The 12,577-nt window shown below is 70.7% G+C and carries 12 protein-coding genes; 10 read left to right on the top strand and 2 right to left on the bottom strand.

Features of this window, described 5'->3' with window-relative positions; genetic code table 11:
* Nucleotides 1-18 precede the first annotated feature (18 nt).
* Entirely contained in the window at nucleotides 19-555 is a 537-nt protein-coding gene (locus AC1DTW_RS05140) for a 5-formyltetrahydrofolate cyclo-ligase (RefSeq protein WP_477979773.1), read from the bottom strand.
* A 58-nt stretch (nucleotides 556-613) separates the two neighbouring features.
* Between AC1DTW_RS05140 and AC1DTW_RS05145 the strand changes: the two genes are divergently transcribed.
* From AC1DTW_RS05145 to AC1DTW_RS05175, 7 genes are all read left to right on the top strand, one after another.
* Entirely contained in the window at nucleotides 614-2,653 is a 2,040-nt protein-coding gene (locus AC1DTW_RS05145; RefSeq protein WP_477979775.1) for a lytic transglycosylase domain-containing protein, read from the top strand.
* Nucleotides 2,654-2,747: 94 nt separating this feature from the next.
* A complete protein-coding gene (locus AC1DTW_RS05150; protein WP_477979777.1) occupies nucleotides 2,748-3,428 on the top strand; it encodes a glutathione S-transferase family protein in 681 nt (226 codons plus the stop codon).
* A gap of 8 nt (nucleotides 3,429-3,436) precedes the next feature.
* Nucleotides 3,437-4,033 carry a GNAT family N-acetyltransferase gene (locus AC1DTW_RS05155; RefSeq protein ID WP_477979779.1) on the top strand — a complete coding sequence of 199 codons (597 nt, stop codon included), beginning with the start codon at nucleotides 3,437-3,439 and terminating at the stop codon, nucleotides 4,031-4,033.
* Between the two features lie 2 nt (nucleotides 4,034-4,035).
* Entirely contained in the window at nucleotides 4,036-5,268 is a 1,233-nt protein-coding gene (locus tag AC1DTW_RS05160) for a multifunctional CCA addition/repair protein (RefSeq protein WP_477979781.1), read from the top strand.
* Nucleotides 5,269-5,367: 99 nt separating this feature from the next.
* The gene (locus tag AC1DTW_RS05165; RefSeq protein ID WP_477979783.1) at nucleotides 5,368-6,135 is read left to right on the top strand and encodes an SDR family oxidoreductase; all 768 of its coding nucleotides are present in this window, start codon (nucleotides 5,368-5,370) and stop codon (nucleotides 6,133-6,135) included.
* Between the two features lie 119 nt (nucleotides 6,136-6,254).
* Entirely contained in the window at nucleotides 6,255-6,668 is a 414-nt protein-coding gene (locus AC1DTW_RS05170) for an MbcA/ParS/Xre antitoxin family protein (protein WP_477979785.1), read from the top strand.
* A 5-nt stretch (nucleotides 6,669-6,673) separates the two neighbouring features.
* The gene (locus tag AC1DTW_RS05175) at nucleotides 6,674-7,387 is read left to right on the top strand and encodes an RES family NAD+ phosphorylase (RefSeq protein WP_477979787.1); all 714 of its coding nucleotides are present in this window, start codon (nucleotides 6,674-6,676) and stop codon (nucleotides 7,385-7,387) included.
* Between the two features lie 9 nt (nucleotides 7,388-7,396).
* Here AC1DTW_RS05175 and AC1DTW_RS05180 read toward each other — a convergent pair whose 3' ends face one another.
* Nucleotides 7,397-9,217 (bottom strand): acyclic terpene utilization AtuA family protein, encoded by a 1,821-nt coding sequence (locus AC1DTW_RS05180; RefSeq protein ID WP_477979789.1) that lies wholly within the window; start codon nucleotides 9,215-9,217, stop codon nucleotides 7,397-7,399.
* A 140-nt stretch (nucleotides 9,218-9,357) separates the two neighbouring features.
* Here AC1DTW_RS05180 and AC1DTW_RS05185 point away from each other — a divergent pair, with 140 nt between their 5' ends.
* The 3 genes from AC1DTW_RS05185 to soxX are packed head-to-tail and all read left to right on the top strand — an operon-like array spanning nucleotide 9,358 to nucleotide 12,494.
* Complete coding sequence (locus AC1DTW_RS05185) at nucleotides 9,358-9,819, top strand: (2Fe-2S)-binding protein (RefSeq protein ID WP_477979791.1); 462 nt, start codon at nucleotides 9,358-9,360, stop codon at nucleotides 9,817-9,819.
* Between the two features lie 14 nt (nucleotides 9,820-9,833).
* Nucleotides 9,834-12,059: a xanthine dehydrogenase family protein molybdopterin-binding subunit gene (locus AC1DTW_RS05190; protein ID WP_477979793.1), complete on the top strand. Its 2,226-nt coding sequence runs from the start codon at nucleotides 9,834-9,836 to the stop codon at nucleotides 12,057-12,059.
* A 12-nt stretch (nucleotides 12,060-12,071) separates the two neighbouring features.
* The gene (gene soxX / locus AC1DTW_RS05195) at nucleotides 12,072-12,494 is read left to right on the top strand and encodes a sulfur oxidation c-type cytochrome SoxX (RefSeq protein ID WP_477979795.1); all 423 of its coding nucleotides are present in this window, start codon (nucleotides 12,072-12,074) and stop codon (nucleotides 12,492-12,494) included.
* Nucleotides 12,495-12,577: the final 83 nt, after the last annotated feature.

Genomic DNA, 12,577 nt, shown 5'->3' on the forward strand with positions numbered 1-12,577 from the left:
TGCGCGTTCCTGGCGGCGTCAGACCACGCCGCGTTCGGTCACGACCAGCGTCAGCGGCTGGTCGTGCGGCTCGATCGCCAGCGCGCCGTCGTCGAGTTCGGCGATCGACCACGCAACGCCGATCGCGGTGACCTCGGGATGCTGTGCGAGCCAGCGATCGAAGTACCCACCCCCGTAGCCCAGCCGGTGGCCGGAACGTGTGAAGCCGACGCAGGGCACCAGCACCACGTCGGGCACGACCGGTGCGCCGCTCGGCGACGGCACGCCGCAGTCGTCGATGGCGGTCGGCGGTCGCCGATCCCAGAGCCGGTACTGCAGCTGCACCGGTGCGCGCTGTGCAAACGGCAGCGCGATCGGCAATGTCGAGAACCCGGAATCGGCGACGATCGCGGCCGCTGCGTTAAATTCGTTCCGGTGCGGCCAATACAGGCCGAGCAGTTCCGGCTCGAGCCGCGACAACGCGGCCGCCAGATGACGAGACAGCGCGACGCCGGCTTCCGCAAACGCCGGCCCGCCGACGAATTGTTCGCGTTGTTCCAGCAGCCGTTTGCGCAACGCCTGTCGCGGCCCTAAAGGCGCGTCGTGAGATGCCGATTTCAAGATTGATTCCGTGATGACGCCGAACCCGAAGATTCCCCCCGAACCAGTATATGGGCGCCGTTTGCGCGCCTGTGCGCTGGCGCTGTGCGTCGGCCTGGTCGCGCTGGCGCCCCCGGCACGCGCGCAGACCGGCGATCAGACCTTGATCGACGCGCGCGAGGCCTTCCGCAAGAAGGACCGCACGCGCCTGGCCGCGCTGCGCAACGTGGCGCTCGCCAACCAGCTGCCGCTCGCGATGTGGGCCGACTACTGGGAGCTGACGAACCGCATCGGCGAGGTCCAGCAGGCCGAGGTCAACGAATTCAGTGCGCGCTGGCCCGGCGCGTACGTCGAAGACCGATTCCGCAACGACTGGCTGCTCGAGCTCGGCAAGCGCCGCGACTGGGCCAACTTCGCGGCCGAATACCCGCGCTTCCGGATGGACGACGACCGCGAGGTCGCCTGCTATGCGCTGCTCGTCGAGAGCCAGGCCGGCAAGGACGTGCGCGAGGCCGCGTTCGCCGCGTGGCTCGCGCAGCGCGAGGCCGACGACGGTTGTGCGCTGCTCGCGGCCGCGCTGACCGACGCGAAGCAGTTCGGCCCCGCCGACGCCTGGCGCAAGGCGCGCGTCGCGATCGATGCCGGCCGTCCGCGCGCCGCGCGCCAGGCCGCCGCGCTGGTCAGCCTGGCCGCGGCGACGGCCGTCAGCGAGCTCGCCGAAAGCCCGGCCCGCTACCTCGCGCGCAACGCCTCGGCGGCGAACCGCAGCGCTGCCGAACTGACCACGCTCGCGTTGATGCGGATGGCCTCGAACGATGCCGACGCGGCGGCCGGGCTCCTGAACGACCGTTGGGATCGCAGCCTGCCCGCCGACCTCGCCGCCTGGGCCTGGGCCGCCGTGGGCAAGCAGGCCGCGATGAAGCTGCAACCCGAGGCCGCCGATCACTTCCAGCGCGCCGCCGAACGCTCGGCGAAATCCGGCCGCAACATCGACTGGCCCGACGACACGCTGGCCTGGAAGGCGCGTGCCGCGCTGCGCGCCGACAACGGCAAGCCGCGCTGGCAGCAGGTCGCGCAGGCCGTCAACGCGATGAGCCCGAACGAGCAGCGCGACCCGGCCTGGGTCTACTGGCGGGCGCGCGCACTGAGTGCGGCCGCGGCCGATTCGCAGGACGGCGACTCGATGCGCGACCTCGCGCGCGAGCAGATGAGCAGCATCGCCGGTCAGATGAACTTTTATGCCGCGCTCGCGGCCGAGAGCCTCGGCCAGCCGGTGTTCCTGCCGCCGCGGCCGGCCGCGTTGACGGAGCTCGAGCGCGACGCGGCCGCGCGCCACCCCGGCCTGATCCGCGCCTTGCAGCTGATCGCGATCGGCCTGCGCGGCGAAGGCGTGCGCGAATGGAACTACGCGATCCGCGGCATGAGCGACCGCGAGCTGCTCGCCGCCGCGCAACTCGCCTGCGACCGCGAGGTCTGGGATCGCTGCATCAACACCAGTGACCGCACCCGCGCCGAGATCGACATGGCGCAGCGCTACCCGATGCCGTTCCGCAAGGAGGTGGTCGCGAAGGCCGACGAGATCGGCCTGGACCCGGCGTACGTCTACGGGCTGATCCGCCAGGAATCGCGCTTCATCATGGAGGCGCGCTCGAGTGTCGGCGCCTCCGGCCTGATGCAGCTGATGCCGTCGACGGCGCGCTGGACCGCGAAGAAGATCGGCCTGGCCTACAGCCCTGACCTGATCGCCGACCGCGACACCAACCTGAAGCTCGGCACGAGCTACCTGAAGCTCGTGCTCGACGACTTCAACGGCTCGCAGGCGCTCGCGGCCGCGGCCTACAACGCCGGCCCGAACCGGCCGCGGCGGTGGCGCGAAGGCCCGGTGCTCGAGCCGGCGATCTGGGCCGAGAACGTGCCGTTCCCCGAGACGCGCGACTACGTCAAGAAGGTGCTGAGCAACGCGACCTACTACGCCGCGCAGCTCGGTGCACCGGCGCCTTCGCTGAAGCAGCGCCTCGGCCGCTCGATCGCGCCGGCGAGCGCCGCGAACCCGCTCGACAAGGAACTGCCCTGACGTCGTGCCCGCATCAATCCGATGCGAAAGCCTCAACCCGCGCGGCGCGCACATTCGCTAGCATGCGCGGCTGACCACCACGCGAGGACATCGGATGCAGCTCGTCATCGGCAACAAGAACTACTCTTCCTGGTCGATGCGCCCGTGGGTGCTGATGCAGCAGGCCGGCATCCCGTTCGACGAGCAGAAGCTGCGCTTCGATGCGTTCTCGCCCGGCTCGAAGTTCAAGACCGAGGCGCTGCGCCTGAACCCGACCGGCCGCGTGCCGGTGCTGATCGACGACGGTCTCGCGGTCTGGGACACGCTGGCGATCGCCGAGTACCTCGCCGAGCGCTTCCCCGAGAAGCACCTGTGGCCCGCCGACATGCGCGCCCGTGCGCGGGCCCGCAGCGTCTGCGCCGAGATGCACTCGGGCTTCGGCGCGCTGCGCAGCCACTTCGGCATGAACATCGAGGCCTCGCTGCCCGAGGTCGGCACGCGGGTGCTGGCCGAACAGCCCGAGGTGCGCGACAACATCGCACGCATCGTCGCGATGTGGAGCGAGCTGCTCGAACAGCACGGGGGCCCGATGCTCTTCGGCAGCTTCAGCATCGCCGATGCGTACTTCGCGCCGGTCGTGATGCGGCTGCGCACCTATGGCGTGCCGGTGCCGGCGCCGATCGCGGCCTACTGCGAGCGCGTCGTCGCGCTGCCGGGTGTCGCGGCCTGGATCGCCGATGCACTGGCCGAGCACGACTTCCTGCCGTTCGAAGAGGCGTATCGGTCGCAGGCGTAGGTTTCGTCGTGTCGACCATCGAGCTGCCCGCATCCCCGCTCGGGGATCTGCGCAGCGTTGAACTCGGGTCGGGTGACGAACCGCTGCTGCAGCGCTTTTTCGAGGCGAATCCACTCTACTTCCTCGCGGTGAACGGCGATCCTGCCGGACCGGGTGAGGCGCACGAAGAGATCCACGGCGAGTTGCCTGCGGGTTGGCCGTTCACGAAGAAGTGGGTCGTCGGCTACCTCGATACCGACGACCAGGTCGTCGCGCTGGCGAATGTCGTTTCCGATCTGCTCGCGCCAGGCGTGTGGCACATCGGCACCTTCATCGTGGCCACTTCGCGCCACGGCAGCGGCGAGGCCCAGGTGCTCTACTGCGGCATCGAAGACTGGGCGCGCGCGAAAGGCGCGCGCTGGTTGCGACTGGGTGTCGTGCAAGGCAACGTTCGGGCTGAGCGCTTCTGGGAGGCGCTCGGCTACGTCGAGACGCGAACCCGCGCCGGCGTCGAGATGGGGAGGCTGACGAATACACTGCGCGTCATGGTCAAGCCTCTCGCCGGCGGCACGTTCGAACAGTACTTGGAGCTGGTGCCGCGCGACCGCCCCGAACTCCCAAGCTGACGATGAAGCGCTATCTGGTCGGCGGCGCGGTCCGCGACGCACTGCTGGGTCTGCCCGGCGGCGACCGCGACTGGGTCGTCGTCGGCGCGCGCCCGCAAGAGATGATCGACGCCGGCTACCTGCAGGTGGGGCGCGATTTCCCGGTCTTCCTGCACCCGCGGACGAGGGAAGAGCACGCGCTCGCGCGCACCGAGCGCAAGACCTCGGCCGGCTACCGCGGCTTCGAGGTGCATGCCGACCCGGCGGTCACGCTCGAAGAAGATCTGCGGCGCCGCGACCTGACGATCAACGCGATCGCGCAGGACGAGGCCGGCACGCTGATCGACCCGCACGGCGGCCAGCGCGACATCGTCGCGAAGCAGCTGCGCCATGTCTCGGAGGCGTTCGTCGAAGACCCGGTGCGCATCCTGCGCGTCGCGCGCTTCGCGGCCCGCTTTGCGCAGTTCGAAGTCGCCGACGAGACGCTCGCGTTGATGCGGCGCATGGTCGAATCCGGCGAGGTCGACGCGCTGGTGCCGGAGCGCGTCTGGCAGGAGCTCGCGCGCGGCCTGATGGAGGCGACGCCGTCGCGGCTGTTCGAGGTCTTGCGTGCCTGCGGCGCGCTCGCGCGCCTGCTGCCCGAGGTCGACCGGCTGTGGGGCGTGCCCCAGCGGGCCGACTACCACCCCGAGATCGACACCGGCGTGCACCTGATGATGGTGCTCGACATGGCGGCGCGGCTGAACGTGAGTCTGCCCGTTCGCTTCGCGTGCCTGGGCCATGACCTGGGCAAGGGCACGACGCCGGCCGACGTGCTGCCGCGCCATCTCGGCCACGAGGAGCGCAGCGTCGCGCTGGTGCGTGCGGTCTGCGAGCGCCTGCGCGTGCCGGTCGCATGCCGCGAACTGGCCGAGGCCGTCGCGCGCGAACACGGCAACGTGCATCGCAGCGGCGAGTTCGGCGCCGCCGCGGTGCTGCGCCTGATCGAGCGCTGCGATGCGTTCCGCCGCCCCGAGCGCTTCGCCGAGATGCTGCTCGCCTGCGAGTGCGATGCGCGCGGCCGGCTCGGTCTGAGCGAGGCGCCGTATCCGCAGCGCGAACGACTCGGCCGCGCGCTCGCGCTCGCGCAGCAGGTCGACAGCGCCGCGGTCGCCGCACAGGCCGAGGCGCGCGGGCTCGGCGGCCCGGCCATCGCCGACGCGATCCACCGGGCCCGCGCCGAGGCCGTCGCGGCGGGCCTCGACACGAACCGCTGACGCGGTTGCAGGCTCCGCCCGCGACGCGCGGGTGACAGCGCGGCCGGTGGAGGCCTGCGCACAATCGATGGCAACCCACACCATCGAAGGAGACCGACCATGACCGACCTGTTCTCATTGAAGGGCCGCATCGCGCTCGTCACCGGCGGCTCGCGCGGCATCGGCCGCATGATCGCCGCGGGCTTTCTCGCGCAGGGCGCGAAGGTCTACATCTCGTCGCGCAAGGCGGCCGATTGCGCGCAGACCGCGAAGGAGCTGTCGGCGCAGGGCGAGTGCATCGCGCTGCCGGCCGACGTGTCGACGCTGGAGGGCATCCAGGCGCTGGTCGCGGCCTACACCGCGCGCGAGTCGACGCTCGACATCCTCGTCAACAACGCCGGCGCGGCCTGGGGCGAGACCTTCGACACCTTTCCCGAGAAGGGCTGGGACAAGGTCGTCGACCTGAACCTGAAGTCGCCATTCTTTCTGACGCAGGCGCTGATCGCGCCGCTGCGCGCGGCCGCGAAGACGCAGCCGGCGAAGGTCATCAACATCGCGTCGATCGACGGCATCTCGATCAATCCGCAGGAGACCTACTCTTACGCCGCGAGCAAGGCCGGGCTGATCCAGCTGACGCGGCGCATGGCCTTGCGGCTCGCCGAAGACAACATCGTCGTCAGCGCGATCGCGCCGGGCGCGTTCGCCTCGGAGATGAACCGCGTCGCGCGCGACCACGCCGAAGAGACGGCCAAGCGCATCCCGGCGGGGCGCATCGGACGCGACGAAGACATGGCCGGTGGCGCGATCTACCTCGCGTCGCGCGCCGGCGACTACGTGATGGGATCGACGCTGGTGATCGACGGCGGGGTGACGCACGCGCGTGGGTAAGCCCGGACGCACGGCGACCGCCTGCAGGCGGTCGGCAGGGCCCGGACAAGATCTCCGCCAACCCGTTCGCTGGCGGACAATCTATTGAATTCAGTCCGCCAATGAACTATCCTTCGCGCATGCATGCCCTGCTCGAACCCCGCACATCGCCGATCGATCTGAATTCCGCCGCGGCGGCCCAGGCCGCGCTGCGGACCTTCTGGCGCATCGGCGACGCCTGGCAGCTCGACGCCACCGAGCAGGCCACCTTGCTCGGCGTCGGCCGAACGACGCTCTATCAGTGGAAGAAGGGCGTCGTCAACGGCCCGCTCGACCGCCACGTGCTCGAGCGGCTGTCGTACCTGTTCGGCATCTACGCGGCCTTGCAGATCCTGTTGCCGGTCGGCAGCCAAGCCGACGAATGGGTGCGCAAGCCGAACGACGCGCCACTGTTCGGCGGCAAATCGGCGCTCGACCGGATGCTCGGCGGTCAGGTCGCCGACCTGTACGTCGTGCGCCACTACCTCGACGCGCAGCGCGGCGGCAAAGCCTGACCGCGATGGCGGCGATCGCGCCGAAGGGCATCCCCGTCACCGCCACCGAATGGCGCCCGAGCTACCGCCTGATCCCCTCGCGCTACCCGACCGTCGGCCTGTACGACCGCGTCGCCGATCCGGCCGACCTCGAGGTCGTGTTCGCGATCGAGGCGCTGACGAACCCGCGCATCCGCGATGAACTCGGACAGCTGCAGCTGGTGCCGCCCGACGAGCGCGTCAGCGGCGCCGGCAGCACGATGGTGATGGCGGCGTTCACGCACCTGAACCCCGAGGGCTCGCGCTTCTCGGACGGCAGCTACGGCGTCTACTACGCGGCGCAGGCGCTGGAGACGGCCGTGGCCGAGGTCAGCCACCACCGCGCGCTGTTCCTCGGCCGCACCCGCGAGCCGGCGATCGACGTCGACCTGCGCGTGATCACCGCGACCGTCGACGCCGAACTGCACGACCTGCGCGCGCTCGGCAAGCGCGGTGCCGCACTGCTCGATCCGAACCACTACGGCACGCCGCAGGCGCTCGGCAAGCAACTGCGCGCGGCCGGCAGCTGGGGCGTGCAGTTCCCGAGCGTGCGGCACGCGGGCGGACTGTGCGTCGGCGTGTTCCGGCCGAAGGCGCTGCGTCAGGCGAAGTCGGGCGCGCACCTCGCGCTGCACTGGGACGGCCGGCGCATCACGCACTGGTACGAGAAGCGCACCCCGCATCCGCTCGGCGCGGCGTGACGCTCGCGGTCAGCCCCGGGGCACCGGCACCTCCATCGCCAGCAGCACCTGCGCATACGCCTTCGCGAGGTTGTCGGTGTGCAGCGAGGCCATGCCGCCGCCCCCGAGCACGTCGTGCAGCACGAAGTTGATCGCGTGCAGCCCCGGCAGGTCGAAGCGCTCGACGCGGCTCGGCGCGCGGTGCGCGAAGTGCGCGGCGACGCGCTCCGGCGTGAGCCAGGCGGACAGCCATGGCAGGTCTTCGGGCCGGCGCGCGACGATGCCGATGTTGGCCTTGTCGCCTTTGTCGCCGGAGCGGCCGTGCGCGAGCGTGATCAGCGGCACGCGGGTCGTCGATGCGGCGTCTTCAGCGATCGGTTCGCTCGTGTGGCGCAGCGCGGGCGGCAGCGCGCGCGCGTCGAAGCCGCCGCCGGTCGGGATCGCGACCGGCCAGCGTTCGCCGTTCACGTCGACCAGCACCGACAGCGCGGTCTTCGCGAGCCGGAACGAGAACAGCCGTACCACCGGCGTCGGGCTCGGCCGGCCGCCGATCAGGCCGAGCGTGCCGGGCGCCATCGAGGTCGCCGCCGGCGCGAACTCGCGCGCGAAGAGCTCGAGGCTGTCTTTCGTCGCCGCCTTCGCGCCGATCTTCAGCACGACCTCGCGCGCATCGCTGCGGCCGATCGCGCCGAACATCTCTTCGCCGCCCAGCACCTCGACGCGGGCCTCGGTGAACGGCGGCAGGCCGCGCGCGGCCAGCATGCGCTGCATCCGCGTCAGCAGCGCCGCCCCGGTGCGCTGCGCCTTCTGCACCGCCTGCTCGCCGGCGATCGTCAGGAAGCCGGTGTTGCGGTATCCATCGGCAAAGGTTGCGCTGACCTTGTAGTCGGCGGTCGGCGCGCGGCCGATCGCGCCGCGCACGCGCACGCGCTGCGGGCCTTCCTGCAGCATCTGCACCTGCGTGAAATCGCAGCTGACATCGGGCACCAGGTAGGCGCGCGGATCGCCGATCTCGTAGAGCAGCTGCTCGGCGACCGTCGCCGGTGTCACGAGGCCGCCGGTGCCGGGCGGCTTGGTGATCACGAAGCTGCCGTCGGCATCGGCCTCGACGACGGGGAAGCCGATGTTCTCCCAGTCGGGCACCTGCGCCCAGTCGGTGAACAGGCCGCCGGTGCATTGCGCGCCGCACTCGATCAGGTGGCCGGCGAGCGTGCCCTGCGCGAGCTGGTCGTAGGCGTCGGGGCCCCATCCGAACTCGTGCATCAGCACGCCGAGGGTCACCGCAGAGTCGACACAGCGCCCGGTGATCACGACATCGCAACCGGCATCGAGCGCACGCGCGATCGGCAGCGCGCCGAGGTAGGCGTTGATGCTTGCGACGCGCTGCGGGAACGGCTCGGCGCTGAACATCTCGGCGACGCCGGCGGCGCGGAATTCGGCCGCGCGCGGCAGCAGGTCGTCGCCGAGCACGACGCCGATCCGCAGCGTCACGCCCATCTCCGCGGCGAGCGCCTGCAGCGCGTCGCGGCAGGCGAGCGGGTTCACGCCGCCGGCGTTCGCGACGACGCGCACGCGCTGCGCCTGCAGCTGCGGCAGCGCCTCGCGCATCATGATCTGGACGAAGTCGACCGCGTAGCCGGCACCGGCGTCCTTCGCGCGTTGCGCCGCGAGGATCGACATCGTGACCTCGGCGAGGTAGTCGAACACCAGGTAGTCGAGCTCGCCGCCGGCGAGCAGCTGCGGCACGGCGAGCGCGGTGTCGCCCCAGAAGCCGGAGGCGCCGCCGATGCGCACCGTGGCTCGCCGCCGTGCGCTCGTGTTCGTCGTCGCATTCGTCGCTCTGTCCGTCATCGATGAACTCCTGCCAGCTCGCTTCGACATCCATTGTGCGCAGCGGCCCCAACCCGTGCACTCAGGGTATTCGGTAGCGCCAGCACGGATTCGCAGCCGACAACATAATCGCCCGGCATCGACTCTCGGGAGACCGTTGGATGGCCACACTGAACGTGAACGGAACGACGCGCCAGTTCCAGGCGGAAGACGACACGCCGCTGCTGTGGGTCTTGCGCGAACAGCTCGGCATGACCGGCACCAAGTACGGCTGCGGCATCGCGCAGTGCGGCGCCTGCACCGTGCACATCGACGGCGTGCCGACCCGGTCGTGCGTGCGCCCGGTCTCCAGCGTGTCGGCGAGCGAAAAGATCGTGACGATCGAGGGCCTCTCGCCGAACGGGCTGAATGCGCTGCAAAAGGCCTGGGCCGATCTCGACGTGCCGCAGTGCGGCTTCTGCCAGTCCGGGATGATCATGGCCGCGGCCGCGCTGCTGAAAGAGAAGCCCAAGCCGACCGACGCCGACATCGACGCGGCGATGACCAACATCTGCCGCTGCGGCACCTACAACCGCGTGCGCGCGGCGATCAAGCAGGCCGCCAACGGCGGCGCTTCGGCCTGAACCGGGAGCACGCGATGAATCCCACCTCGATCACCGCGAGCGCTCGCCTGAGCCGGCGTCGGTTCCTCGGCAGTTCGGCGCTGGCCGCGGGCGGCCTCGCCGTCGGATTCCATGTGCCGTTCGCCGGCAACGCGCTCGCGCAGGGCGCGGCGCTGCCGCCCGAAGTCAACGCCTGGGTCGTGATCAAGCCCGATGACAGCGTCGTGATCCGCATCGCGCGATCCGAGATGGGGCAGGGCACGCTGACCGGGCTGGCGCAGCTCGTCGCCGAGGAGCTCGACTGCGACTGGGCCAAGGTCACGACCGAGTACCCGACGCCGGGCCAGAACCTCGCACGCAAGCGCGTCTGGGGCAACTTCTCGACCGGCGGCAGCCGCGGCGTGCGCGAGTCGAACGAGTACGTGCGCAAGGGCGGCGCGATCGCGCGTGTGATGCTGGTGCAGGCCGCGGCCGATGCCTGGAAGGTGCCGGCCGCCGAGTGCGGCGCCGCGGCCAGCGTGATCACGCACAAGCCGACCGGCCGCACGACGAGCTACGGCAAGATCGCGGCCGCTGCGGCGAAACTCACGCCGCCGACCGAGGTCGCGCTGAAGGACCCGAAGGACTGGAAGATCGCCGGCAAGCCGCTCAAGCGCCTCGACACCGCCGGCAAGCTGAACGGTTCGCAGGTCTTCGGCATGGACCTGAAGCTGCCCGGGATGCTGAACGCCGCGGTCAAGGACTGCCCGGTGTTCGGCGGCAAGCTCAAGAGCTTCAACGCCGCGGCAATCAGCGGCCGGCCCGGCGTCAAGAAGGTCGTGCAGGTCGGCGACAGCGGCGTCGCGGTGATCGCCGACACCTGGTGGCGCGCGAAGACCGCGCTCGATGCGCTGCCGATCGAGTGGGATGAAGGCCCGAACGCGAAGGTCTCGAGCGAGACCATCGCCGCGTTCCTGAAGGAGGGCCTCGATGCGCCGCAGGCGATCGTCGGCAATGCATCGGGCGACGCGCGTGCCGCGATCGCCGCGGCGCCGCGCAGGCTCGAGGCCGTCTACTCGTACCCGTACCAGAACCACGCGACGATGGAGGCGATGAACGCGACCGTGAAGATCACGCCGGCCGCGTCGGGCACCCTCGAGCGCTGCGAGGTCTGGTGCCCGACGCAGAACGGCGAGGCCGCGCTCGCCGCCGCCGCCGAAGCCGCGGGCCTGCCGCCATCGCAGTGCGAGGTCTACAAGCTGAACCTCGGTGGCGGCTTCGGCCGCCGCGGCGCGCACGACTGGCTGGCGCAGGCGGTGCTGATCGCCAGGCAGATGCCGGGCACGCCGGTGAAGATGATCTGGTCGCGCGAAGAAGACATGGCGCACGGCAAGTACCACCCGATCACGCAGTGCAAGATGACGGCCGGCATCGATGCGCAGGGCAAGCTGACCGGTCTGCACATGCGGATCTCGGGCCAGTCGATCGTCGCCGGGCTGATGCCGCAGAACCTGCAGAACGGCCGTGACCCGGTCGTGTTCCAGGGCCTGAACCCGAGCGGCGCCGAGGGCGTGTTCGGCTACAAGGTGCCGGCGCTGCTGATCGACCACGCGATGCGCAACCCGCACGTGCCGCCGGGCTTCTGGCGCGGCGTGAACCTGAACCAGAACACGATCTACGTCGAGAGCTTCATCGACGAGATCGCGTTCGAAACCAAACAGGACCCACTCGCGCTGCGCCGCCAGCTGCTCGTCGACTCGCCGAAGCACCTCGCGGTGCTGAACGCGGTCGCCGCACGCGCCGGCTGGGGCACGCCGGCGCCCGATGTCGGCGGCCAGAAGGTGTTCCGCGGCCTCGCGCAGACGATGGGCTTCGGCAGCTACGTGGCGGCGTGTGCCGAGGTCTCGGTCAGCGCCGACGGCGTGCTGAAGGTGCACCGCATCGTCGCCGCGACCGACCCGGGCAATGCCGTCAATCCGCAGCAGATCGCGGCCCAGGTCGAAGGCTCGTTCGTGTACGGGCTGTCGGCCGCGCTTTACGGGGCCTGCACCGTGAAGGACGGCCGCATCGAGCAGACGAACTTCAGCGACTACCCGGTCATGCACATGGAAGACATGCCCCAGGTCGAGGCGATCCTGATGCCCTCGGGCGGGTTCTGGGGCGGTGTCGGCGAGCCGACCATCGCGGTCGCGGCGCCGGCGGTGTTGAACGCGATCTTCGCGGCCACCGGCAAGCGCATCCGCGAACTGCCGTTGAAGAACCACAGCCTGAAGCGGGCCTGAACCGAGCGTGCGATGCGCGCGCTTCTCGCCGCGATGGTCGTGATCGTCGCACCGCTCGTGAGCCTGGCGGCGCGGGCCGCCGACGATGCGATCGAGCAGCCCTTGACCGACCAGCCCGGCGATGCCGCGCGCGGCCGCGCGATCGTCGCGAACCGGCAGCTCGGGCTGTGCCTGCTCTGCCACACCGCGCCGATCCCCGAAGAGCGCTTCCAGGGCAATCTCGCGCCGGATCTGGCCGGTGCCGGTGCCCGCTGGTCCGAAGCGCAGTTGCGCCTGCGCCTGGTCGACAGCGGGCGCCTGAATCCGCAGACGATCATGCCGCCGTACTACCGCAGCGAGGGCCTGACGCGCGTCGGCTCGCCGTGGCAGGGCAAGACGGCGCTGGGCGCACAGCAGATCGAAGACGTGGTCGCCTACCTGCGCAGCCTGCGATGACGACGCGCCGCCGCCTGCTGACCCGCAGCGTCGGCCTTGCCGGCGCGCTCTGGCTGCGCCCGGCCGGCGCCGCGGCCGACGAC

It is taken from the genome of Rhizobacter sp. P5_A1, from assembly GCF_056400745.1.

Bases quoted from the DNA above. Each gene is read 5' to 3' on its own strand.
- AC1DTW_RS05170 (WP_477979785.1), top strand. From the start codon at position 6,255: ATGCATGCCCTGCTCGAACCCCGCACATCGCCGATCGATCTGAATTCC.
- AC1DTW_RS05165 (WP_477979783.1), top strand. From the start codon at position 5,368: ATGACCGACCTGTTCTCATTGAAGGGCCGCATCGCGCTCGTCACCGGC.
- AC1DTW_RS05145 (WP_477979775.1), top strand. From the start codon at position 614: ATGACGCCGAACCCGAAGATTCCCCCCGAACCAGTATATGGGCGCCGT.
- AC1DTW_RS05180 (WP_477979789.1), bottom strand. From the start codon at position 9,217: ATGACGGACAGAGCGACGAATGCGACGACGAACACGAGCGCACGGCGG.
- AC1DTW_RS05150 (WP_477979777.1), top strand. From the start codon at position 2,748: ATGCAGCTCGTCATCGGCAACAAGAACTACTCTTCCTGGTCGATGCGC.
- AC1DTW_RS05190 (WP_477979793.1), top strand. From the start codon at position 9,834: ATGAATCCCACCTCGATCACCGCGAGCGCTCGCCTGAGCCGGCGTCGG.
- soxX (WP_477979795.1), top strand. From the start codon at position 12,072: ATGCGCGCGCTTCTCGCCGCGATGGTCGTGATCGTCGCACCGCTCGTG.
- AC1DTW_RS05175 (WP_477979787.1), top strand. From the start codon at position 6,674: ATGGCGGCGATCGCGCCGAAGGGCATCCCCGTCACCGCCACCGAATGG.
- AC1DTW_RS05185 (WP_477979791.1), top strand. From the start codon at position 9,358: ATGGCCACACTGAACGTGAACGGAACGACGCGCCAGTTCCAGGCGGAA.
- AC1DTW_RS05160 (WP_477979781.1), top strand. From the start codon at position 4,036: ATGAAGCGCTATCTGGTCGGCGGCGCGGTCCGCGACGCACTGCTGGGT.